Here is a 25,113-nt window from a genome sequence, read left to right as displayed (position 1 = left end):
TAAGCGGTTGTGTAATTGCAGTATTTGACGTGCATTTAAATCTTAATAGAGATCATTAAATATGTATAAAAAAATAGTCGTATTCATTTTACTAAGTGCGTTGTTAGTACCTGATGTACTAGCAAATAGTTTTAAAGATAATTTTACATGGGGTTTTGATTCATCAATATGGACACCCAGATCAGGCGATAATGGCAGCCCATTTGGCTGTACATTTGAACCAGGTCTAATCTCACCAAGCTCACATGGCATAACACTGGTAGTTGATAACAACAAATGTGCTGAGCTACAAAGTACAAATACGATAACCTATGGCAAAGTACAAGGAGCATTAAAAACAGGGAATACCCCAGGGACTGTATCATCTATTTTTACCTATACCTCATGGTTTGATGAGCCAGGACGGGCTTGGCAAGAAATTGATATTGAATTTTTACCTTCACTTGGCAATGTCGTTCATACCAATATTATTTATCAGCCAAATGGCGGGGTATATCAAAGTTGGGAAGAAGATATTGATTTAGCACAGTTTGGAGTAAACATTCAAAATGAGTTAGTAGAAATAGGATTTGAGTGGAGTGTAAATCAAATACGCTGGTTTATTTATAATAGCCAAGGTACAGAGCAAACAATTCGCGTTATGTATAAAGACAATGGTGATGGCAATTTAACAAATAACGAAATTCCTGCTTATGCATGGCCGGTTGATAACACCAAGTTGATGATTAATCACTGGCATGGTGATAACTCAGAGCAAGCTTATTATTTTCCAGGTCAGTATTATCAAAGCTCTGCTTGGGCATACTATGACTTCATTCAGTACACGGCTAACTAATTAAGCTCACTTTGTCGTTCTACAGTACTTTGTTTAATTGATCACTACATTAAACGTTGTGTGGTTCGTTATTTTATTACGGCTAATTAACCTGAACTCTGGATAATAAACCTATCTTGAGCAGCTATTTTCAGCGCTAACTGCGTTAAATTTACTTGCAGTAGGCCAGCTATTGACGTGTAAATTCGCCTTGTTTCACTGAAAATCGCTGGTTAGAGAGAATAAATTTAAATATCACCATGATTCAATATGTTAGCAAATCTCTTAACCAGGGTTCAGGTTAATTACATAAAATCGCAAGGAAGCGTTTTTCGTAATAATGTTAGCACGAATGGCTAACAGCATTAAAAATCAAGTTATAAAAACTCTAAGGATCCCTAAATGCTTACTATTAATCGTCGTTTTTGGCGAAATACTTTTCCTGCTTTGTTAAGCGTATGTACTTTAAGCGTTAGCGTAATGGCTACAGAATCAGTAGATTGGCCAATGGTTAATACGCAATTAAAGCCTAATCTATCGGTTGAGCACCAAATTGATGAGCTTATGGCGACAATGAGTATTGAGCAAAAAGTAGCACAATTAATTCAACCAGAAATAAGCTATCTCAGCGTTAAAAAAATGCGAAAGTATGGCTTTGGCTCATATTTAAATGGAGGTAATTCAGCACCATACGGCAATAAAACCGCAGATTCAAAAACGTGGTTACGCTTTGCTGATGAAATGTATTTAGCCTCAATTGATAGCTCGCAAGACCAAAGTACAATACCCACTATTTGGGGCACAGATGCTATGCATGGTCATAGTAATGTATATGGTGCAACGTTGTTTCCTCACAATATTGGTTTAGGTGCAGCTAACGATGCAGAATTAATAAAAAAAATTGGCAAAGCAACAGCAAAAGAAGTTTCAGTAACCGGTATTGAATGGAGTTTTGCACCCACAGTTGCTGTAGTAAGAGATGATAGGTGGGGACGTACTTACGAAAGTTATTCAGAAGACCCTGATATAGTTAAACGTTACGCAAGTGCTATGGTGTCAGGTTTACAAGGTGATATAAACGACGATTTTTTAAATGGTTATCATCGTATTGCTACGGCAAAACACTTTGTGGGTGATGGCGGCACCGAAAACGGTATAGATAGAGGAAATACTGTGATTGATGAAAAAACACTGAGAGATATTCACGCGGCGGGTTATTTTTCGGCGATTGAAGCGGGTGTGCAATCAGTCATGGCCTCGTTTAATAGTTGGAATTCAAGACGAGTTCATGGCAGTAAATATTTATTAACGACTGTACTGAAGAAAAAAATGGGGTTTGATGGATTTGTTGTAAGTGATTGGAATGCGCATAAATTTGTAAAAGGATGCGATCTTGAACAATGTGCCGGTGCATTTAATGCAGGTGTCGATGTAATGATGGTGCCAGAACACTATGAGGCATTTTATCACAATACAATTAAGCAAGTTAAGCAAGGCGATATAAAGCTTGAGCGAATAAATGACGCGGTTAGGCGTTTTCTTCGCGCAAAAGTGCGTTGGGGATTATTTACCAAGGATAAGCCATCGAGTCGTGCAGAATCTAAAAATACAGACTGGTTAAATGCCCCAGAGCATAAAGCTTTGGCACGTGAGGCTGTTAGAAAGTCTTTAGTATTATTGAAAAATAATACACTAAAAAATAATCAAAATGTGTTACCAATATCTCCGCGTAGCAAAATATTAGTGACAGGTAATGGCGCACATAATATTGCCAAACAAGCGGGTGGTTGGAGCGTATCATGGCAAGGAACGGATAATACCAATGCTGATTTTCCAAATGCAGTGTCTATTTTTGATGGTTTAAAAGAACAAGTACTTGCCGCTGGTGGTGAAATTGAATTATCGCAAAATGCACAATTTAAGCAAAAACCCGATATAGCAATAGTCGTGTTTGGCGAAGAGCCTTACGCCGAGTGGTTTGGCGACATACAAGGGCTTGAATATCAGCGAGATAATAAAAAAGATCTCGTTTTATTAAAATCGCTGCAAGCACAAAACATTCCGGTAGTGAGTGTATTTATAAGCGGTCGTCCGCTTTGGGTAAATAAAGAGATAAATGCGTCTGATGCGTTTGTAGCCGCATGGTTACCAGGCTCACAAGGGCAAGGTGTTGCTGACGTTTTACTTTTAGATAAAAACGATGCTGTTCAATACGACTTTACAGGTAAATTAAGTTTTTCGTGGCCAAAATTTGACGACCAATTTATTCTCAATAAAGGCGATAAAAACTACGATCCTTTATTTGCTTATGGTTATAGACTTAGTTATAAAGAACCTAAAAGTGTAAAAAAGCTATCAGAAAAAACCAGTCCAAAAGCTAATGAAAGTGACAGCCAAGGCACCTCATTTTTTGTTAGAAACCTAGCACCTAACGTTCGCTGGGCGTTATCAGACCAAACTCAAATCAACATGATGACTAAAAGCTCATCAGCCATGAGCGCCGACGGCAAAAGTATTTCTATGCAATCGGTTAACTTAGCGTATCAAGAAGATGGCAGGCAGTTTGTTTGGAATAATACACAAGAGATTGCCACAGTGAGTTTACGTTTTGAACAAGCAACGACAGAGTTTAAAGACGTTGATAAACAGTTCATACAATTTGATATACGCGTTGATGATGTGCAATCGGATGTTGTTGAGCTTCGCGCAATGTGTGGGGAACAAATATGTTTGACTAAAATAAGTCTAATGACTCAACTTACCCAGTTAAAAAATAAAGGCTGGCAAACTGTCGCTATAAAGTTGGGATGTAGTGCAGCGCAAACAAAGATGAACGAAGTCACTGAAATAATTAGTATTAATGCTCAGCATCCACTCAACTTAGCAATTGCGAATGTTGCGTTAGTGAAAGCGACACAGAGTAATAGCCTTATTATAGGCTGTAATGATTTATAAACTTTAATCGGGTTTAATACCTGTTTTCATTTTATTAGGATAGATGTGAAATTAGAATCTCGGCGTTATTTATTTTGGGCTTTTCAGTTGAGTGGTTGGGGGATTTATGCGCTTTTAACTGAAATAATGATAAAGCTACCTAGTAACGAGCCTTGGCAAATTCATATTCCGCATCTGTTACTCGACACCTTATGCGGGCTTTTCATAACGCTTGGTTTAAGGAAGTGTTATTTGTTCGCAAGAACAAAATCGGCAAACATAAGTATTCCACTGCATGTTTCAGCGCTGTTGATTGCAAGTATAGTGTGGACCGCTTTTAAATGGGCTGCTTTGCAGTGGTTTTATGGCCATTGGTGGTCAGCGATGAGTTGGTTTGACTTTGGCACCTGGAGTACGGCGTCACTTACTATGTTAGCAACATGGACGGGGGCTTATTTTGGTATTACATCTTACCTTGATAACCAAGCGCAAAAACAAAAAGCTGCTGTTGCTCTTAACTTAGCAAACGAAGCACAGCTTAAAATGCTGCGTTATCAGTTAAATCCTCATTTTATGTTTAATAGCATTAACGCAATTTGTACGTTAATACTAAAAAAAGATAATATGCATGCAGTTGATATGCTTGAAAAACTATGCGATTTATTACGGTATAGTTTGTACACCGATCCGCTTGCTAAAATAACAGTGCACGAAGAAGTACAAATATTAAATACCTATCTTGATATAGAGCAATGCCGTTTTGGTAATAAGCTGAATGTAAACATTATTACCGAGTCTCACTGCGATGACTTTTTAATTCCTTCTATGCTTATTCAGCCTTTAGTTGAAAACGCTTTAAAGCATGGAATGGATCAAGCTCAAAACATAACAATAACGCTAAGAATAGAGCAAAAGAATAATACGTTGTCTATTTCTGTTTTAGATACAGGCAAAGGTTTTAACACAAATACTAATTCTCAAAGAGGAATAGGCTTAAAAAATTGTGAACAACGATTAAGCTTAATTTATCCTCAAAATAATAAATTTAAAACAGGTAACAACGAACTGGGCGGAGCGTGGGTTAATATGGCAATTCCACTTGAGCGTACACAGGAGAATATGCATGCAGCTAAAAACACTGATAGTTGATGATGAGTACAGTGCTATAGAAGGGTTGATGATAAGGCTTGAAAGCTTTCCTCAAATAGATGTTATTGGTCATGCTAATAGTGTAGATGACGCCGTAAGTATTATAAATAAAACCCAACCAAACCTTATTTTTTTAGATATAGAAATGCCTGAAAAATCAGGCTTTGAGTTAGTTAAATACTTTATTGGGAATTATTGCCCTGCTGTTATTTTTGTTACAGCTTTTCATCAGCATGCAGTGCAAGCTTTTGAAGTTAAGGCGGTAGATTATTTGCTCAAGCCGGTTAAATTGCAGCGCTTAGGTGAAGCAATTGAGCGCGCAAGTGAACGTTTAAGCAGTGTGGTTAACAAGCAGCAATTACTTGAAATGCGCGAAAGTTATTTAAACGCGCAGCAACCAAAACTCACCAACTCAACAAAAATTGAAACGTTAGTTGAGGCTAATAACTTAATTATACAAGATGGTCGAAACCCTATACAACTTGTACCTTACAACGATATTTTATGTATAGATGCAGCAGGTGATTATATGTGTGTACATACTCAACAAGAAACATTTGTGATGCGAGCTCGAATGAAAAGTCTCGAAAAAGATACACTCCCAGCTGATTTTGTACGCATACATAAATCAGCTATCGTAAATCTGAAGCATGTAAAGCGTTTAGAACCTCTGCGAAATAGTGAGTACAACGCTATTTTAAAAAATGATAAATCTATGAAAGTAAGCCGTACTTACAGCAAAGAACTAAAAAGTCGATTACTTAATAACTCTGGTTACTTATTATCACAGAGTTTGAATTAGAAATAATGGTTTCAGTGGCAATTATATTGCTCAATTATTTTATTTTCTTTATTCTCTGGTTCAAGAATGAAGCTAAACCAGTAGCAGATAGACGAAGTGATGAAAAAGCAGAACTGCACGTCCTGGTTATAAAAATGAAAGGGTTTAATGAATAAAGCCTCGCTATAAAGGGTTTAATGAATACGTAAATAATTTAAAGCTTGAATTCAAGAGTCCTAATGATTGGGAGTTAGTAATGAATATTGATGAAAATAAAATAGATGAAGCTGCATTAGCGTTGATGTATCTCACATTACATGAGCACAATCGAGCTTGGAAGCAAGTTGATTGGGAAGTAACCAACCGGTTGTTTGAAAAAGGTTTAATCTGTAACCCTATTGGTAAAGCTAAATCTATCGTATTAACGGTTGATGGGCTTAAACAATGTGAAATGTTATTTAATAAGTTATTTGTAAAAAATGAGCCCTAAAGTTTACAATTAAATTAACTTGAGCCTCTGGCAATTAACAGTGGCGGTAATAAAGTGCTTTGCACTTCTTCCCCGCGTATGAGTTTTAATAAATTTTCAACTAGCATTTGTCCTGCAACCGTCGTATTTTGCTCTATGGTCGTAAGTGGTGGGTTTACATAGCTCGCAATAGCAATGTTATCAAAACCGACAACAGCTACGTCTTTAGGTACCTTGATATTTGCTTCTTTAAGCGCTCGTATTGCGCCAATGGCGATTAAATCGCTTGCAGCGAATAAGGCGTTAAACTTTATATTATTAGCAATAAGGGAGCGGGTGGCGTGATATCCAGATTCTTCTGTAGATATAGCGTTGGCCATCTTTCTTTCGTTTATTGTTACCTTATTAGCAAGTAGCTCATCTTTGAAGCCTTGAAAGCGTGCAAAAAATTCTGGACTATGATCTGAAGCATCACCTATAAACGCACAATTGCTACGATTATGTGCAATAAAATGGGCTGCAGCTTGCTTACCTCCACCATAGTTATCACAGCATACGGTTAGATCAGGGCGGTTATCAACCGTTGCTCCCCAACATACAAATTTAGTATTTTGTTCAAGTAGGCTTTTAAACTTTGGTTGAAAGTCGATGTAATCACCATAACCTAATAAAATGATGCCATCAGCTCTGTGGCTATCTTCGTAGTCAGCTTGCCAATCAGCACTAGCAGATTGAAATGAAACTAATAAGTCATAGCCTTCTTTAGCGCACGCGCGAGTTATGCTACCTAGCATAGCCAAAAAAAATGGATTAATTTGTGAGTCATCTGAGGTTGGGTCTTCAAATAATAACAACGCGAGTGTACTACTTTGTTGCGTGCGAAGATTACTGGCATTTTTATCTACTTTGTAGTTAAGTTGTTTGGCTACATCGTGAACACGTTTGCGTGTTTCTTCATTAACCAGAGGGCTATTACGTAAAGCACGAGAAACGGTTGATTGAGACACTCCAGCATAGTGGGCAATGTCGAATGAAGTAGCTTTACCTTTCATTGTTACAACTTAATTAAAGTAATAAATAATTGTGCCATTCTCGTTTATTAATGGATTTTTTCAAGCTTTTTATGGTTAAAGGCATTTATTTATTGATTTGACCATGACACCGGTGTCATAATGTGGGCGTTTTATCATTTTGTTGTCAAAACGTATTGGCTGTCTATATTCTTATAGGCAGCATTTTTACTGTGATAGCTGCTTTAGGGTGATAGCCTAAAGTAAATAAATACCAATGGTTTACCGTTGTAGAATAATAAGCATTAATCGCTTAAACAAAAGAGATAACACCATGAGCTTACACGCTTCTACCAAATTTGATCCTATCCTAGTTGCTGATGTCGGCGGCACCAATGCTCGTTTTGCTCTAATTACAGCTTTTGACGAGGCAAAAAACCAATTTATTATAGAGCATAACAACACATTTCCCAGTGCTGATTTTGGTTCGCTTGAAAATGCATTAGAGCGTTACTTATCAACCATCTCTCATATTAAACCTAAACGCGCATGTTTAGCAGTTGCAGGCCCTATAAAAGCAGGGCAAGTGCATTTAACTAATTTAGGCTGGCATTTTAGTGTTAACGAATTTAAACAACATTTTAATTTAGAAAAATTAGATGTTATTAACGATTTTGCTGCTTTTGCGTATGCGTCGCCTTATTTAGATCCTCTGCAAAATGTGACTGTGAAATCAGGGCAAGCTGATGAAAATGCAAATATTGGTGTAATGGGGCCCGGTACTGGCTTTGGTGCTGCGTGTTTAGTAAGAACAGCTCACTCTACGTCAGTATTAAGTTCTGAAGGTGGTCATATATCGCTTGCGGCGGTTAACGAATTAGATACCGCACTAATTACAGAACTCAGAAAAGAGCATCAGCATGTATCTGTAGAAACCGTATTTTCTGGTCCAGGCATTACACATTTATACAAAGCAATGGCTGCAGTTAAAGGTGTTACTGCAAAAAACCTTGATGCGGCGCAAATTAGTAGCTTAGCTAATAGTGGTGAGTGTGAAGTGTGCGATGCAACTCTCAATCAATTTTGTGATTGGATAGGCAGCGTGGCAGGTGATTTAGCATTGGCTTATGGCGCATTAGGTGGTTTGTTTATTGGTGGTGGTATTTTGCCTCGCATGCAATCTCGCTTACTTGAAAGTCGTTTTGTTGAACGTTTTTCGCAAAAGGGTATTATGTCGCAATATACAGGGCAAATTCCCGTAACGCTTGTAACGCAAGATAACATCCCGTTAATTGGTGCCGCAGCATGTTTGCACAACAGTAAATAAGGTCGTTTCCTTGTTTGCATTTGGAAAATAGAGTGATGAAAAAAGTAACAATCAACAGTGTAGCAAGCCATGCTGGTGTTTCTAAAAAAACGGTATCACGCGTTTTAAATAACGAACCTAATGTTAGTGTGGCTACGCGTGAAAAGGTGCTTGCAGTATTCAAAGAGCTTGATTATACCCCAAACCCAATAGCACGTGGGCTTGCTCAAAATCGCAGTTTTATCATTGGTTGCCTCTACGATAACCCAAGTAAAAGTTACATTACGCGAGTGCAAACAGGTGCGCTAGCTGCTTGCCAAGAGAATAATTACAACCTTTTAATTCACCCTTGTGAATTTAGAGGTGAAGCTCTTATCAACAATATTGAGCAATTATTACAAACATCACGGTTAGATGGAATTGTTCTGACGCCACCATTTGGTGATTTTGCTGAGTTGGTTAATTTTTTAAAATCAAAAAAAATTCCTTATGCCAGAGTGGCATCAGCAATATTAGAAGATGATTCAATCTCTGTGCGCAGTAATGATGAGCAAGGTGCATTTGAAGTAACAGAACATTTGATAAGCCTTGGTCATAAGTCAATTGCTTTTATCAAGGGGCATCCAGATCATAGTGCTACGCAACAACGATTTAAAGGTTATAGACGTTCGCTTGCCAGCCATGGTATAGAATTTAACGAACGCCTAGTAGAGGAGGGTAACTTTAGTTATCACTCTGGTGTGGATAGCGCGCGTAGTATTTTAGATTTGTCACCAAGGCCAACCGCTGTATTTGCTTCAAACGATTACATGGCTGCAGCAGTACTTAAATTAGCAACTCAGCGTCAATTAAGAGTGCCTGATGATATTTCAATAGCAGGGTTTGATAATGCACCGATTGCACGCCATATCTGGCCAGGATTAACAACAATTGCACAACCTGTTGAGGAAATGACTAAGCAGGCTGTTACTCAACTTATTTCTCATATAGCACAGCCTCAAGATGAACCATTTCAGGTAATTCTTGAATCTCGTTTGATCACACGTGAATCAACAGCTCAAGTTAAAAAATAGTCTAAATTCTTTTTCACAGTAGCCCGAATATGAGTGACGCATATTTGGGCTTTTTTATTTTTATAAACTTGCTAAAAAGCCGCTTATACCTAAAAATTATAATGTTCATTAATCGGTCATGTTAAAAAGTTAGTCTATTTTTATTACTCAGGGTTGACACCGGTGTCATGGTCATGCGTTAATACAGTGACACCGGTGTCAGGGTTGTTGTGAGAGGCTCCCTGGTAGCGTACCTTTGAACGGGTAAATCAAAGATGCTCAGTACAGTTATTTACGTGGAGTCTGTAATTGCTACTGAGCCTTTATCCTCTAACTAATAGAGATGAGTTAAATTATGTTGCACCCTCGTATTCAAGAAGTTACCCAGCGCGTTATCGAACGCAGTAAAAATACCCGTCAAGCCTATTTAGATCGTATTTCGCACGCAAAAAAACAAACAAGAGTTCGTGCTGGATTAGGTTGCGGTAATATTGCGCATGTTATGGCTGCATGTAGCAGTGATGACAAAGCCCGCTTAAAGGCTGATGAGCAGCCAAATCTTGCTATTATTAACTCATATAATGATATGTTATCGGCTCATGTGCCATACAAAGACTACCCAGATTTAATTAAAGACATTGCAACAAAGTACGATGCTACAGCTCAAGTTGCTGGTGGCGTTCCTGCAATGTGTGATGGTGTTACGCAAGGGCGTGACGGCATGGAGCTTTCGTTATTTTCTCGTGACGTAATCGCTATGTCTACAGCAATATCGCTTTCGCACGATGTGTTTGATGGCGTTTTTTGTTTAGGTGTTTGTGACAAAATTGTTCCTGGTTTATTAATTGGTGCATTGTCGTTTGGTCATTTACCTGTGTTCTTTTTACCAGCAGGTCCAATGCAATCAGGTATTCCTAACAAAGAAAAAGCACGTATTCGTCAAAAATTTGCACAAGGTTTAGTGAGTCGCGAAGACTTACTTGAAGCTGAAAGTGCGTCTTATCACAGCGCAGGTACGTGTACGTTCTACGGTACTGCCAATTCAAACCAAATGTTAATGGAAATAATGGGTTTACACCTTCCAGGTAGTTCATTTATTAATCCTTACACTGAGCTTCGCGATGGCCTTACTGGTAATGCTGTAGAAACCATGCTTAAGCAGCTTACCGATGATAAAGAAAGTCCGTGTTTAGCCGATGTGATCAGTGAAAAAACGATTATAAACGGTTTAGTGGGCCTGCTTTCTACAGGTGGCTCTACTAACCATGCAATCCATATTGTTGCGATAGCAAAAGCTGCCGGCATTCAGGTTACGTGGAAAGATATGTCTGATTTATCAGAAGTTGTACCACTGCTTACACGTATTTATCCTAACGGCTCAGCTGATGTAAACCACTTCCAAGCAGCTGGCGGTATGGGTTTCTTAATGCGAGAGCTAGCAAGCGCTGGTTACTTACACACAGACGTTCAAACAATGCTAGGCGATGGTTTAGCACCTTACATGACAGAGCCTCGTTTAGATAAAGACGATAGCTTGATCATGAGTAACTCAACCGGCCCAACTAAAGTTAAATGGGTAGATTGCCCAGCAAACTCACACGATGAAGAAGTACTTCGCCCAGTGAGCAACCCATTTAGTAAGCAAGGTGGTCTGCAACTTCTAACGGGTAACTTAGGTAAAGCTGTTATCAAAGTGTCAGCGGTTGCTGAAGAACATCAGATTGTTACTGCTCCTGCGAAAGTATTTAGCTCACAAAGTGCTCTGCAAGATGCATACACGCGTGGCGAATTAAACCAAGACTTTATTGCTGTGCTAAAAGAGCAAGGCCCTAAAGCGAAAGGCATGCCAGAGCTACATAAGCTAACGCCAGTAATGGCAACGCTTCAAGATGAAGGCTTTAAAGTCGCCATTGTTACTGACGGCCGTATGTCGGGTGCATCTGGTAAAGTACCTGCAGCTATTCACTTAGCGCCAGAGGCTGTTGAGGGCGGTATTATAGCTAAAATTCGAGAAGGTGACTTAGTGACGCTTGATGCGCCAAACGGAATTTTGAAAGTACATGTTAGCGATGAAGAACTTGCAAAACGTGAACTAGAACTTAGCCAACCAAGTGCAACATTTGGTACGGGTCGTGAATTATTTACAGGGTTTAGAAATATCGTAAGCAGTGCCGATTTAGGGGCGAGTGCTTTTGGACTTGAATAAAAATTAGCCATACTGGGTAATGAGGAACAAGTAATGAGTATTGAAAAAATCTTAGCATCGGCACCAGTGGTGCCAGTGGTTGTAATCGAAAAATTAGAAGATGCTGCACCACTTGCTAGAGCGTTATATAACGGCGGTTTAAAAGCCTTAGAAATTACACTACGTACACCAATTGCCGCAGAAGCTGTAAAGCTAATGAAAGCGGAAGTACCAGAAGCATATGTTGGCACTGGAACAGTTGTAGATAAAGCAAGCTTTGATCTTTCAGTGGCTGCGGGTGCTGATTTTATGGTGAGCCCAGGTGTTAGCGATGAGCTGATTGCTTTAGCAAAAGAGTCAGATATACCATTTTTACCAGGCGCTGCAACGGCGAGTGAAGTTATGCAGCTTGCGTCGCATGGTTTTAAGTTTTTAAAATTCTTCCCTGCAGAAGCCGCGGGCGGAACAGCAATGCTTAAATCAATCGGTGGCCCATTACCACATATTACTTTTTGCCCAACTGGCGGCATTAGCCTAGCAACTGCACCTAATTATTTAGCGCTTAACAACGTTATTTGTGTTGGTGGTACTTGGATGCTAGATAAACAACTAATTGAAAATAAAGACTGGCAAGCAATTGAAGCGCTTGCTCGCCAAGCAAGTGAACTTAAATAGGAGTCTAAAATGATTAATGTAGCAATTAACGGTTATGGCCGTATCGGTCGCAATGTATTACGTGCACTTTACGAGTCAGCTCAAAACAACGAAATTAAAATTGTCGCAATTAACGATTTAGCACCAGCTAACGTAAATGCACATTTAACGCAGTATGACTCAGTTCATGGTATTTTTTCTAAAAAAGTAACACTTGAAAACAACACTATGCTAATTGGTGATGACGTAATTACGTTAACGCAAGAGCGTGATCCTGCAAACTTACCGTGGAAAGAGCTAAACGTAGACATCGTTTTAGAATGTACTGGTTTTTTCACTAAGCGTGATGACGCTGCTAAGCACATTACTGCAGGCGCTAAAAAAGTAATCGTATCTGCTCCAGGTACTGGTTTAGATGCAACAGTAGTACATGGTGTAAACAGCGACGTAATTAATGCTGATAGCAATATCATTTCTAACGCTTCTTGTACTACTAACTGTTTAGCGCCAATTGCAAAGGCAATTAACGACACTGTAGGTATTGAACAAGGTAGCATGACGACTATTCACGCTTACACCAACGATCAAAACTTATCTGATGTTTACCACCCAGATTTATACCGTGCGCGTAGTGCAACTCAATCTATGATCCCAACTAAAACAGGTGCTGCGGCAGCTGTTGGTTTAGTATTACCAGAACTTGCTGGTAAATTAGACGGTATGTCGGTACGTGTACCTACAATCAATGTTTCTTTAGTTGATTTTACGTTTATCACTAAGCGTGATACGACTACAGAAGAAATCAATGCAATCATGAAAGAAGCATCAACGGGTTCAATGAAGAGTATTTTAGAATATAACGAGCTTCCGCTTGTTTCTATCGACTTTAACCATAACCCAGCGTCGTCTATCTTTGATGCAACGCAAACTAAAGCCAATGGCAAACTAGTTAAAGTAATGGCTTGGTACGACAACGAGTGGGGTTTCTCAAACCGCATGTTAGACCAAGTTAAAGCATTAGGTCAGTACTTATAATTGACCTTGTAAAAGTTTAGCTTTATCCAACCAAGCCACGCATTGCGTGGCTTTTTTGCGTTTGGTTTATCTGTATATTTGCAATTCAAAATTAGCAGGGAACTATTTGTATTTTTTATACCCTAAATTTTGTTAATATGTGGGTGTGTAAATCAATGGAATTTCGTTGTATTTAATCAACTCAACGACGCAAGGAATAATAAAAATGATCAGAGCTTTATCGCGAAAAGTATTTCGCACAAATCATCTTCAGATAGGTGAGGGCAACATAAGTGGCTACATAGCCTGCTTTTTAGCAATACTGAGTTGCTTAGGCGTATTAGCGTTTCACTTTCCTGAATATTTAACCACACCAGAGCTGAGAAAAAGCTACAGCGTCGACTTTTTACGTCAGCTTATGTTTGCATCATTATTAGTCTCGGGCAGTTTAGGATTACTTAACTTTGTACGTAATACCAATAAGCGTTTAGGGGCTACAGCGTGGTTTTTTATTTTACTCGCTATTATGTTTGGCGGACCAAACGTTGAAGTAAACGAATTTGCTTCTGATACACCTTATATAGGGCTTGATTGGTTTATTTTAGATTTACTCGGCTCAACACTTATATTTATTGTGATTGAAAAGTTATTACCTCATCGTAAAGATCAAAAAATATTACGTAGCGAATGGCGAGGCGATTTAAACCACTTTTTTGTAAATCATTTAATTATTGGTTTTGTATTACTCGTTACTAACCACTTTGTGCATTATGGCTTTGGCTGGGCTGTATCATCTACAGTCCAAGGTTATATAGAGCAAACTCCCTTTATAGTGCAGTTGTTTTTAATAATACTTGTGGCAGATTTAATGCAGTATTGGGTGCATCGTGCCTATCACGAAGTCCCTTTATTATGGCGCTTTCATGGCGTACATCACAGTGCGAAAGAAATGGATTGGTTAGCGGGCTCTCGCCAGCATATTCTTGAAATACTCGTAACGCGCAGCTTAGTGCTCACGCCTATATTTGTACTTGGTTTTTCACAGCAAATAATTAGTTTGTACGTAATAATTGTGGGTTTGCAGGCTGTGTTTAACCATGCAAATGTACGTGTGAAATTTGGTTGGCTAAAATATTTTATGGTTACACCGCAGTTTCACCATTGGCATCATGCGTCAGATAAAGCCGCAATTGACCGCAATTACGCTGCGCATTTTTCGTTTTTAGACTACGCATTTGGTACTGCTGTTAAAGGCCAAAAAGAGTGGCCAGAAGCGTATGGTGTAGTCGGGGATTACATGCCGGTAGGTATGCTTAAACAACAGGTTTACCCGTTTAAGCGCACTAAATGAGCTCGATTAATTCAATAAACATAAACTAAAAAAAGAGCAACGTGTTAAACGTTGCTCTTTTTTTATGACTCTACTCAATTATATGTTCAGCTCTTCTAATAACTCAGTAAATGTAGGTCTTTGATTTAATGAAGGTTGCATAGCACACTTTGCCATATCGGACATTTCACCAAATAGCTCACTTTGCCTATCATCGCCGGTTACCGTGCCTAATAAGTCTTCAATTAAACACCCTAATGCACGTACTTCAATTAACTCGATTTGCTTTTGTTGATAATTACTTAACATGGCTAAGTTTGTGGCTGCACCAAAATCACCAAATAAAACATCAGCATCTTTGTTTATCATGGTGTTATGTGCATACACATCGCCATGACTTACTTTACGAACATGCAAGTGATGCAGCGTACTTACCATTTGCTGTACAATTTTTAAAATAGCGTGAGTTGAGTAATGGCAATCATCATTAAAGGTATCACGCGTACAGGTTTCAAGGCTTGGAGGCCGGCCTAAATTAGAAAAGCTTTTATCTATTAGCTCCATCACTAAACCTAGCTGATCACTTTGTTCGATGTAGGCAAGGACTTTAATTAAATTAGTATGTTCGCCTGCTTGTAAGCAGCAATTTACTTCATCAAGCGGGTAGCCGTCGCTGGTAATTGCACCTTTAAATAATTTAATCGCTATAGCGTTATCAGCCGATTTTGCTAAGTGAATAACGCCTGATGCACCTTGGCCAATAACATGACTAAGCGTGTAATCGTTAAGAAGTTTATTTTCTAAGCTGCATTTTGTAAGGCACTGGGCTTTATTAAAATCGTTACCTGCAAACGCAAGCCAAGCAAGTTTAGGCAGTTGAAACAGCCAGTCGTCTACGTGTGTTAAGTTATTAGCAGAGAGCCTAACAAGCTCAAGGCTTTTACACTGCGCCATGCTACTTGGCAGTTGCTTAAGTTGATTGCCTGCAAGCGCAAGCTTTTTAAGCTGGGTATAATTACCAAAATCTTCAGGCAATTCGTTTAACGTATTATCGGTGAGTATTAGCCACTCAATATTTTTTGGCAGGCTGTTTAAAGCAAATTCAGAAATTTGGTTACCTTTAAACGCGACCATAATCAAAGCAGGGCATTTAGCGAGCACTTTAGGAATATGCTTAAACTGATTAAACGATAAAAACACACGCTTCAGGTGTGTTAAACAGGCAAATTCATCAGGTAGTGTTGATAAGTTATTATTTGATAAATCGAGAACTTCAAGCGTGTCAGCTAAGCTAAAAATTTCTTCAGGAAATGTCGTTAGCTCTTCTACTAATTGCAGGCGAGTAGCACCAACAAGTTTGCCACTTTTAAGCTCTTTAAGGGAGTTCATATTAATACCATGTTCTAAAAATGAAAAAGCCAACATAGCTGTTGGCTTAAAGTCGTTCTAACTTACTAAATTGCTCTTTAGAATTGCGCGTTATGGTAAACGTTTTGTACGTCGTCGCAATCTTCTAACATGGCTAAAAAGCGTTCCATAACTTCAACGTCTTCGCCTTCAATCGGCGTTTCAATTTGTGGCACAAAGCTAATTAGGTCTTCGTCAAATTCAGTCACGCCCATTTCTTCAAGCGCTGTACGTGTATTGTTGTACTCTGTATGAGGAGCAAAAACAGTAACTTTACCGTCATCTACTTCTACGTCAGTTACATCAACATCAGCCATCATAAGAGCTTCAAGTACTGCTTCGTCGTCATCACCGTCAAATACAAAAATAGCAAGGTGTTCAAATAAATGTGAAACAGAGTTTTGAGCGCCAATTTTAGCATTTGCTTTGGTAAAACAAACACGTACATCAGCAAAGGTACGCTTGTTGTTGTCTGTTAAACAGTCAACAATAATCATACTGTTACCAGGGCCGTAACCTTCGTAACGTGTTGCTGCGTAGTCTTCACCGCCGCCGCCTTTTGCTTTGTCGATTGCGCGGTCAATAACGTGTGCTGGTACTTGGTCTTTTTTAGCGCGTTCAATTAAACGACGTAATGATAAGTTACCATCTGGATCTACACCGCCGTTTTTAGCACAAATATAAATTTCTTTGCCGTACTTAGAATAAACTTTAGTTTTAGCACCCGCAGTCTTAGCCATTGAATCTTTTTTGTTTTGGTAAGCTCTTCCCATCTGCGTTTCGCCTTAATATATGTAAATAATAGAATAAAATTATAATGCGTATTCTAAAGGTAAATGCATTCAAGGGCTAGTAAGTATTAAAACAGATTAGAACAGCTGCGTTTAAAAACTATCTAAAATGTATTCTAGTGAAGTGTTTTGGTACTGACTTAAAGAAGGTTTAAGAGCAAATTTAATCCAATAAAAAGGCAACTCATTTAATGAGTTGCCTAAAGAGTAATAAAATTAAACGAGGCAAATTAATAGCCTCATATACTAGGGTCTGTTGATCTTTGCGGATTAAAATTTGTTCAAACTAGGGGCTATTTAATCGCGGCGCGAGGTTTGTAACCTAGTGGGCTAAGTAAAAACCGAGCAACAAAGAGTAAATAGCCCCTAGGAAGAACTCTTTGGGCAGCGCCTGTTTGGCATTAATGCTGCGTTATCGCCTATTTATGGGGAGTAACCACACAGCATAGGCTCTGCCTTGCCTAAATACCAAACATACTGCTGCAAATTTAACCTCGAAAGATAAACAGGCCCTAGTTACCAAATACGCACACGTTCATCTTCAGGAAGGTATAACGCATCGCCTGGTTTTACATCAAACGCTTTGTACAATGCATCGTGGTTACGTGGCGCCTGTGCTCTAAAGCGACCTGGAGCATGTGTGCCACCACGAAGTTGGTTAAGCATACTTTGCACAGTACGTTTTTCTTTCCATACTTGTGCCCACGCTAGGAAGAAACGTTGATCGCCAGTAACACCGTCAATAACAGGCGCTTCTTTACCATTTAAACTTAGCTTGTACGCGTGATAGGCCATTGATAATCCTCCTACATCACCAATGTTTTCGCCAAGGCTATTTCGACCATTAACAAAATTACCTTCAATTGGCTCGTACTTACTGTACTGCGCAGCCAGTTGTTCGGCTTTTTTGTCAAATGCAGCGCGGTCAGCATCAGTCCACCAGTTACGTTGCACACCGTTTTCGTCTGATTTTGAACCTTGGTCGTCAAACCCATGACCCATTTCGTGACCAATTACAGCGCCAATACCGCCATAGTTGACAGCCGGATCGGCATTTGGATCGAAAAACGGCGGTTGTAATATCGCAGCTGGAAATACAATTTCATTAAACGAGCTATTATAGTAAGCGTTTACGCGTTGTGGCGTCATGCCCCAGCGGTTACGATCTGTTTTTTGTAGCTCTTTTTCAACACTTTCAGCGTGGAAAAACTCACGCATGTTTTTCACATTACCGATTAAATCGTTTTTAGTAATGCTTAAACCATCATAAGACTGCCAAACATCGGGGTAACCAATTTTTGGTACAAAGGCAGCCAGTTTAGCGCGCGCATTTACTTTAGTTGCATCGCCCATACACTCTAGATTATCAATACGTTCACCAAGGGCTGTACGTAGGTTTTCAACCAGCTCTGACATTTGTTGTTTAGATGATTCAGGGAAGTAACGCGCTGCGTATATTTTACCAATAGCAAAACCAAGCGAACTTGTGCCTGACATTTCACTTATTGCACGTTTCCAACGAGGCGAGGCTCTTGCTGTCCGTTTAGTTCTTTACCAAAAAAAGCAAAGTTAGTATTAAATACGTCCTCTGATAGTAAACCTGCGTTACCGCTAATAGCGTGATACGTTAGGTAGTCTTTCCATACTGCAATATCTTCTTGATTGATTAGCTCAATCATCGCTTTTATAGGTTCAGGTTGAGAGACATTTAACTGAGGTACTTTATAACCTGTTTGCGCAAAATATAAATCCCAGTTAAAATCAGGATAAGCAGTGCTTAAATCAGCGCGTTCAATTTGGTTTAGCGTTAAATCGCGATTACGGCGCTTTTCACGAGGCCAATGACTTTGTGCAATTTTGGTTTCAAGATCAACAATTGCTTGAGCGCGCTCAGCGGTATTTTCTACTCCTGCAAACTCAAGCATGTCAGCAATGTGAGCAATATAAGCTGTGCGGGTTTTAACAAAGCGCTCAGCGTCTTCAAGGTAGTAAGAGCGATCTGGTAAGCCTAATCCACCAGCACCTAGTGACATTTCATATTTATTAGGGTCTAAGCGGTTAAACCACATGCCGCCACCCAAAGGGGCTTTATTACCGGTTAACCAAGACTTTCCAAACATCTTAGCTAAATCATCAGTCGACGATATATCATTAATTTCACTTAATAATGGCTTGATAGGCGCTATACCTAGTTTATTAAGTGTTTCGGTATCCATGTAGGCGTTGTAAAAATCAGCGACTAGTTTTTCTTCTGCGTTTAAATCTTTACGTGCGGCTATTTCTTCAATAATAGCTTTAACATCGCCTTCGCTTCGCTCAGCTAATCCTGAAAATGCACCATAGCGGGTTTTATCTGCAGGCATTACGTAGTTGTCATACCATGTGCCGCTGGCATACATAAAAAAGTCATCGCCTGGTTTAACAGCTTCGTTACGCGCTGTTAGGTCAACACCAAAATTACCTAACTCTGCTTTTTGTGTCACTGCTGCAGTGGCTACTTTAAGTTGTTGCTCTTCTGTTTTTGTTGTTTGCGGCTCTGAACAACCGGTAATAAATGTGGCAGCTAATGCTGCGGCAATTAAACTCTTTTTCATTACTTACTCCTGAGTATCACTGATTGAATTAAAGCAGCAGTGAATCATTTTTATTGTTACGAATATTTAACTTATCGATTGTTATTGATATTAATCAGACAAACAAACCTTTTGAGGTGAATTACCACAGTGCTCGATAAAACTAAGATAGAGGAAAAGAGAAAGGCTAATAGGTGCTATAAACGCTTTATTTAACTCGAATACTTAAAAGTATCCGAGCTAAGAGGGGTTACACACTATTTATTTTTTATGCTGGAGCTCCCACATACGCGCATATTCTCCGTCGAGAGTAAGTAACTCATCGTGCTTACCTTGCTCAATAATTTGCCCGGCTTTGAGCACAATAATGGTGTCTGCATCGGTAATAGTAGATAACCGATGAGCAATAACAATACTCGTATGATTACTGGCAACTTCGCGCATTGCAGCAAGTATTGCTTGCTCAGAATGAGAGTCGAGTGCAGATGTTGCTTCATCAAAAATTAACATAGGGGACTTTTTCAAAATGGCGCGCGCAATAGCAATACGCTGTTTTTCGCCGCCGGATACTTTTAAACCGCGCTCGCCAACCAGTGTTTTATCGCCTTTATCAAGTGTGCCTATAAAGTCTTTTAAATGCGCCATTGCAATGGCGTCGTCAATTTCAGCATCGCTTGCTGTTGGTCTACCGTAAGCGATATTTTCACGAATCGTGGTGTTAAACAGCACAGTATCTTGCGGCACTATTGCAATGGCTTTTCGTAAACTATTTAGTGTTACTGAGTTTATAGCTTGATTATCAATACTAATTTCACCAGCGGTTACATCATAAAAACGATAAAGCAGTCGGGCTAATGAGCTTTTACCAGCACCACTGGCACCAACAATGGCTACTTTGCTGCCTGCTTTAACATTAAAGCTAAGATTATTAAGAATAGGGCGATGCGCATCGTAACTAAAACTTACATTATTAAATGTTATTTCACCTTGGCTAATATTGAGCTCTTTAGCATTAAGTGCATCGGTTATTTGTGGCTTTTTATTTAATAATCCAAGCATGTTTTCAAGGTCGGTTAGCGCGCGTCTTATTTCGCGGTACACAAAACCTAAAAAGTTAAGCGGTAAAAATAGCTGAATCATATACGCGTTAATCATCACAAGTTCACCAATAGAGAGAGTTCCTGCAACTACTTCGGTTGAGCCCAACCACATTAACGCGGTAATAGCACAGGCAATAATAAGTGCTTGGCCTGAGTTGAGGGCGAGCAACGACATTCTATTTTTTAAACGGGCTTTTTCCCAGTTTGCTAAAAAGGTGTCGTACGTTTTAGCTTCAAACTGTTCATTATTAAAATATTTTACAGTTTCATAGTTAAGTAGGCTGTCTATAGCGCGGGTATTACTTTGGTTGTCGGCAGCGTTTGCTTCACGAATAAAGCGGTTTCGCCACTGAGTAACCACCACAGTAAAGGTAATATAAATAGCGACTGCCAATAATGTAATAAGCGCAAACCAAACAGAAAACAACGTGCCAAAAATAATCGCAACGGTCAGTATTTCAAATAAAGTAGGCACAATGTTAAACATTAAAAAACGCATTAAAAAACTTAACCCGCTAGTACCGCGTTCTATATCGCGGCTAATGCCTCCGGTTTGCCTATCTAAATGAAAAGCCAGCTCAAGTGAGTGCAAATGCTTAAATACCTTTAAACCAATATCACGCATGGCGTGCTCGGTAACGCGAGAAAATACAGCATCTCTTATTTCGCCTAAAAATACGCTGGCAAAACGCAGTGCACCGTACATCAATAACAATAAAGCGGGGATAACTAACAGTGGGTTAATTGACTTATCTACCGAGTCTATAATTTCTTTAAGCGCCCACGGCATCAACAAAGTGGCACCTTTTGCGCCTATAAGCGCCATAAGTGCAATAAAAACACGGCCTTTAAATTTTGTAAGGTAGGGCCACAGTGTTTTTACACTTTGGCGTAAATTCATGGCATCGGGGCGTTTTTCTGTGCTTTGTCTGGGGCGCATTAGTGATCTCTGTTAAAACTAAATACTTAATTAATAAGCATTGTATTTTAAATGCTTGCCCTTATATACTACGCATCCCTTATTTTAGTTTTAAAACGTGAATGTTTAAATTTAGAGTGTTTTTAACTGCCTTTTTGCTACTTGCTGCACTTTTTAGTGTGCAGAGCAATGCTATGGGCGCCTCACAAAATTTAAATATTACTGTTAGTACGCAGGTTTCGCTTACTGATATTGCCGATTTAACTAAAATACAGCCTATTAGTAAGTCTGTAGATACTTCGCAGCATAAAAAAACGCATCAAACCGATTTTGACGCGCACCAACCAAGGTTAACAGCCAATAATTCATCATTGTTTTTGCACACTGTTCAAAGTGAGCCAGAATACGATGTGGTTTTTGAATTTTTTGCTCAAAATCTTGTTAGGCATATATTCTTACGACCAAGAGCGATTAATCCTATACAGCCTTGGTATACGCTTGTAACTAATAGTAAAAAGTCGCGTTTGAGTGGCTGGAAAGACGTTAATTTACTCTACAAAGCTGTAACTACCTACCACGCTTAATTTTCCTTATTTAATTTTATTAGGTTTTAACTTTTAAAGTTTTAGCCTGCAGATTAATTGTGCTTTTAAAAAGTACGTTGCTAGCTTTGCTGGCAATAAGGATTCAACATGTTAAGTTTTAAAAAAGATAAAAAGCCGTCTACGGCTAAGTTCAAATTAAGCTATATAGCCATGCTAATTGTATTGGTTTTATTAGCTATCAGCGCATTACCAAATTTATACCCAAATAAATCGTGGTTGCACGTAAGTAGTACGCCGCACAGCGAAACGCAATCTTTACCGAGCACTAAAACGCTAGTTACTTTTTTAAATAAACAAGGGCTAGAGGTTGAGCAGGGTTTAGATAAGCAATCCACTATTAATATACTTTTAAACGAGCCAACTAAAAGCGCTCAGGCGCAAGCGGCTATAAAAGCGCAATATCCAAACACGCAAGTTAAAATTGTTGAGCATGCAACCAGCCCAACATGGTTACAAGATTTTGGTTTATCACCAATAAAGCTGGGCCTTGATTTAAATGGCGGTGTGCTATTTGTACTAGACGTAGATTTAGATAAAGCCGTTGATGAGCAATTAGTCAGTGCGTATCAACAAGCTAAATCAATTATTATTAAGCAAAAAGCACATGGCGTAAAAGCGCAGCAAACTCAGCACGGGTTTGAAATAAACGCATTGCCTAATGCAACCGACAAGTTAACCCCTGTTATTGAAGAGCTAAAAAGCCGATTTGCTAATTTAGCCGTTGTAACAAGCAATAACGGCAGCGTTAAAACTGCCAAATTTAGTTATTCAGAGCAAGGGCGCAGCAGCTTTGATAAAGAAGTAATGGGCCAAACACTTACAACCCTTCGTTCACGTATTGAAGAGTTAGGTATTACTGAAGCGGTAACACAGCAACAAGGCAAACATCGCATTCGTATAGAGCTACCAGGCGTGCAAGATCCAACCGAAGCAAAACGTATTATTGGTGCAACCGCATCGCTTGGATTTTATCAATTAAAAGAAATTGGCGGGCAAACATTTAATATGCAATCGGGCGGAACGATAAAGCTCGATCCTGTGCCAATTTTTACAGGGGACCATATTAATAATGCAAACATAGGCCGCGACGATTGGGGTAAACCACTTGTACAACTGAGCCTAGACGGCCAAGGCGGGGATGCAATGTCGGCGTTTTCAAAAGCCAATATTGGTAAGCCAATGGCGACGGTTTACTCTGAGTATTCTCAAAACGCTAAAGGCGAAGTAGTTAAAAAAAGCGAAGTTATTAATGTTGCCAATATTGCTCAGCATTTAAGTTCGCGTTTTAGTATCACCAATATGAAAAGCCAACAAGCGGCAGCCGATCTGGCATTGTTACTACGTGCAGGCTCGCTTACCGCCCCCGTTACAATTGTGCACGAACAAACAATAGGGCCAAGCCTCGGCCAAGAAAACATTAGTAATGGCTTAGCCGCGCTTATGTTAGGCATGGGTATTACCCTTGCATTTATGGCGCTTTGGTATCGCCGTTTAGGCCTTATTGCAAACGTAGCACTTATATTAAACTTAACGTCCCTTGTGGGCTTAATGTCATTATTACCAGGGGTTGTATTAACGCTTCCGGGTATTGCAGGCCTAGTATTAACCATAGGTATGGCGGTAGACACTAACGTAATAATTTTTGAACGTATTAAAGAAGAACGTCGCCAAGGCCGTGCACCATATCAAGCTATTCAAGAGGGGTATAAACAAGCCGCAAATACAATATTTGATGCCAATATAACCACCATGATCACCGCACTTATTTTATACGGCATAGGCTATGGGCCCGTTAAAGGTTTTGCCATTACACTCGCACTGGGGCTTTTAACGTCTGTATTTACAGGTGTGTACGTATCAAAAATATTAAGCCAAACGTTGTATTTAAAAATGGGTAAAAAAGCAGGAGTAAAAGTACATGCTTAATTATTTTTTGAAAGGTGAAAAGGGCACACGTTTACGTTTTATGGGCATGCTTTTAAGCGCCATCTTAGTGCTGCTATCGGTATTTACGCTTACGCACAAAGGTTTAAATTTTGGCCTAGATTTTACCGGCGGTTATTTAACTGAGTTTACAACTAGCCAAAGCGTTGAGCTAAAAGAGCTTCAATCGTTTATTGCTAAAAATCACAACGGTGAGTTTGAGCTAACCGCGCAAGGGAATAGTCATTTTCAATTAAGAGAAGCGCCAAGTGCATCAACTACATCAACAGCAGCTAATAGCCTTGATTGGCAAAGCGCCGTTACACAAAACGATGATATAAACGCACAGGTGTTATCGTCAGCTTATATTGGCTCACAAGTGGGCGATGAGTTATTTGATCAAGGTTGTTTAGCCATGTTTGCTGCAATGATTGCGGTAATGATTTACCTTGCAGTGCGTTTTGAATGGCGCTTAGCGGTAGGCTCTGTGGTTGCGCTAATGCACGATTTAATACTCGTACTTGGGTTGTTTTCACTATTACAAATTGAATTTAACCTAACCGTACTGGCAAGTTTACTGGCTATTATTGGCTACTCACTTAACGACTCAATAATAGTAGGGGATAGAGTGCGTGAGCTTTTACGTGTTCAATCAAACAATATACTTAGCCCAGCGACTATTATTAATAATGCGATTAAAAGCACACTAACGCGCACCTTAATAACGTCGGGTACCACACTTGCAACGGTTGCGAGCGTTTGGTTACTTGCAGGTGCACCACTGCAAGGCTTTGCTATAGCATTATTTACCGGCATTGTAGTGGGTACGTTCTCGTCTATTTGTATAGCGGCAACCTTGCCGGAACTATTGGGCTTAAGCGCTAAAAACTACGAAGTTAAAGTAGATGCCCACACGCAAACATTATTAGATATGCCATAAGGTTTTTAATAAAACACAAGCAAAGAGCTGCACCAACCAATCAACGGCTCTTTGCTTGTTTAATGCTTATTTAAACCCCGCTAGTACTCCCACCAAACTTGCGGGGTTTAAAACAATGGTTTTAAGCCTAGCAAAAATGTTAAACTAACTGCCTTAT

18 protein-coding genes and 1 pseudogene are annotated in these 25,113 nt (G+C 39.3%); 14 read left to right on the top strand and 5 right to left on the bottom strand.

Going from position 1 to position 25,113, the window contains the following annotated elements; all coding sequences use genetic code 11:
- Positions 1–61: 61 nt before the first annotated feature.
- From DC53_RS11450 to DC53_RS11470, 5 genes are all read left to right on the top strand, one after another.
- Positions 62–835: a family 16 glycosylhydrolase gene (locus DC53_RS11450; protein WP_007375369.1), complete on the top strand. Its 774-nt coding sequence runs from the start codon at positions 62–64 to the stop codon at positions 833–835.
- A gap of 381 nt (positions 836–1,216) precedes the next feature.
- A complete protein-coding gene (locus tag DC53_RS11455) occupies positions 1,217–3,769 on the top strand; it encodes a glycoside hydrolase family 3 protein (protein ID WP_033029464.1) in 2,553 nt (850 codons plus the stop codon).
- Between the two features lie 45 nt (positions 3,770–3,814).
- Positions 3,815–4,897: a sensor histidine kinase gene (locus DC53_RS11460; protein ID WP_007375367.1), complete on the top strand. Its 1,083-nt coding sequence runs from the start codon at positions 3,815–3,817 to the stop codon at positions 4,895–4,897.
- Positions 4,872–5,699: a LytR/AlgR family response regulator transcription factor gene (locus DC53_RS11465; RefSeq protein WP_007375366.1), complete on the top strand. Its 828-nt coding sequence runs from the start codon at positions 4,872–4,874 to the stop codon at positions 5,697–5,699. Before DC53_RS11460 ends, DC53_RS11465 begins: the two co-directional genes overlap by 26 nt.
- Positions 5,700–5,934: 235 nt before the next feature.
- A complete protein-coding gene (locus DC53_RS11470) occupies positions 5,935–6,168 on the top strand; it encodes a DUF6429 family protein (RefSeq protein ID WP_008134061.1) in 234 nt (77 codons plus the stop codon).
- 14 nt (positions 6,169–6,182) lie between these two features.
- Here DC53_RS11470 and DC53_RS11475 read toward each other — a convergent pair whose 3' ends face one another.
- Positions 6,183–7,199 carry a LacI family DNA-binding transcriptional regulator gene (locus tag DC53_RS11475; RefSeq protein WP_033029462.1) on the bottom strand — a complete coding sequence of 339 codons (1,017 nt, stop codon included), beginning with the start codon at positions 7,197–7,199 and terminating at the stop codon, positions 6,183–6,185.
- 292 nt (positions 7,200–7,491) lie between these two features.
- On the opposite strand from DC53_RS11475, the gene glk reads away from it, so the two are divergent.
- From glk to DC53_RS11505, 6 genes are all read left to right on the top strand, one after another.
- Complete coding sequence (gene glk / locus DC53_RS11480) at positions 7,492–8,484, top strand: glucokinase (RefSeq protein ID WP_007375363.1); 993 nt, start codon at positions 7,492–7,494, stop codon at positions 8,482–8,484.
- A gap of 35 nt (positions 8,485–8,519) precedes the next feature.
- Entirely contained in the window at positions 8,520–9,536 is a 1,017-nt protein-coding gene (locus DC53_RS11485; RefSeq protein ID WP_007375362.1) for a LacI family DNA-binding transcriptional regulator, read from the top strand.
- A gap of 334 nt (positions 9,537–9,870) precedes the next feature.
- Positions 9,871–11,721 (top strand): phosphogluconate dehydratase, encoded by a 1,851-nt coding sequence (gene edd / locus DC53_RS11490; protein ID WP_033029459.1) that lies wholly within the window; start codon positions 9,871–9,873, stop codon positions 11,719–11,721.
- Positions 11,722–11,754: 33 nt separating this feature from the next.
- On the top strand, positions 11,755–12,375 hold the full coding sequence (eda, locus tag DC53_RS11495; RefSeq protein WP_007375360.1) for a bifunctional 4-hydroxy-2-oxoglutarate aldolase/2-dehydro-3-deoxy-phosphogluconate aldolase: 621 nt from the start codon (positions 11,755–11,757) through the stop codon (positions 12,373–12,375).
- A gap of 9 nt (positions 12,376–12,384) precedes the next feature.
- On the top strand, positions 12,385–13,389 hold the full coding sequence (gene gap, locus DC53_RS11500; protein ID WP_007375359.1) for a type I glyceraldehyde-3-phosphate dehydrogenase: 1,005 nt from the start codon (positions 12,385–12,387) through the stop codon (positions 13,387–13,389).
- Positions 13,390–13,594: 205 nt separating this feature from the next.
- Positions 13,595–14,719, top strand: coding sequence for a sterol desaturase family protein (locus tag DC53_RS11505; protein WP_033029456.1), 1,125 nt, complete (start codon positions 13,595–13,597; stop codon positions 14,717–14,719).
- Between the two features lie 78 nt (positions 14,720–14,797).
- On the opposite strand, the gene DC53_RS11510 is transcribed toward DC53_RS11505, so the two are convergent.
- The 4 genes and pseudogenes from DC53_RS11510 to DC53_RS11520 form a co-directional block, all read right to left on the bottom strand.
- Positions 14,798–16,123, bottom strand: a complete 1,326-nt coding sequence (locus tag DC53_RS11510) for a leucine-rich repeat domain-containing protein (RefSeq protein ID WP_081824555.1) — start codon at positions 16,121–16,123, stop codon at positions 14,798–14,800.
- A gap of 41 nt (positions 16,124–16,164) precedes the next feature.
- Positions 16,165–16,878, bottom strand: a complete 714-nt coding sequence (locus tag DC53_RS11515) for a YebC/PmpR family DNA-binding transcriptional regulator (RefSeq protein ID WP_033029454.1) — start codon at positions 16,876–16,878, stop codon at positions 16,165–16,167.
- A gap of 534 nt (positions 16,879–17,412) precedes the next feature.
- A pseudogene (locus DC53_RS0120510) lies at positions 17,413–19,490 on the bottom strand (M13 family metallopeptidase).
- Between the two features lie 240 nt (positions 19,491–19,730).
- Positions 19,731–21,509, bottom strand: coding sequence for an ABCB family ABC transporter ATP-binding protein/permease (locus DC53_RS11520; protein ID WP_045984414.1), 1,779 nt, complete (start codon positions 21,507–21,509; stop codon positions 19,731–19,733).
- A 101-nt stretch (positions 21,510–21,610) separates the two neighbouring features.
- Between DC53_RS11520 and DC53_RS11525 the strand changes: the two genes are divergently transcribed.
- The 3 genes from DC53_RS11525 to secF all read left to right on the top strand — a co-directional run bounded on the left by DC53_RS11525 (position 21,611) and on the right by secF (position 24,956).
- Positions 21,611–22,072 (top strand): hypothetical protein, encoded by a 462-nt coding sequence (locus DC53_RS11525; RefSeq protein WP_033029452.1) that lies wholly within the window; start codon positions 21,611–21,613, stop codon positions 22,070–22,072.
- 108 nt (positions 22,073–22,180) lie between these two features.
- Positions 22,181–24,019: a protein translocase subunit SecD gene (gene secD / locus DC53_RS11530; RefSeq protein ID WP_033029444.1), complete on the top strand. Its 1,839-nt coding sequence runs from the start codon at positions 22,181–22,183 to the stop codon at positions 24,017–24,019.
- A complete protein-coding gene (secF, locus tag DC53_RS11535) occupies positions 24,012–24,956 on the top strand; it encodes a protein translocase subunit SecF (protein ID WP_033029441.1) in 945 nt (314 codons plus the stop codon). Before secD ends, secF begins: the two co-directional genes overlap by 8 nt.
- Positions 24,957–25,113: the final 157 nt, after the last annotated feature.

Source organism: Pseudoalteromonas fuliginea, assembly GCF_000690055.1.
GTDB classification, from domain to species: Bacteria; Pseudomonadota; Gammaproteobacteria; order Enterobacterales; family Alteromonadaceae; genus Pseudoalteromonas; species Pseudoalteromonas fuliginea.
This window is presented reverse-complemented; position numbering and strand designations above follow the sequence as displayed.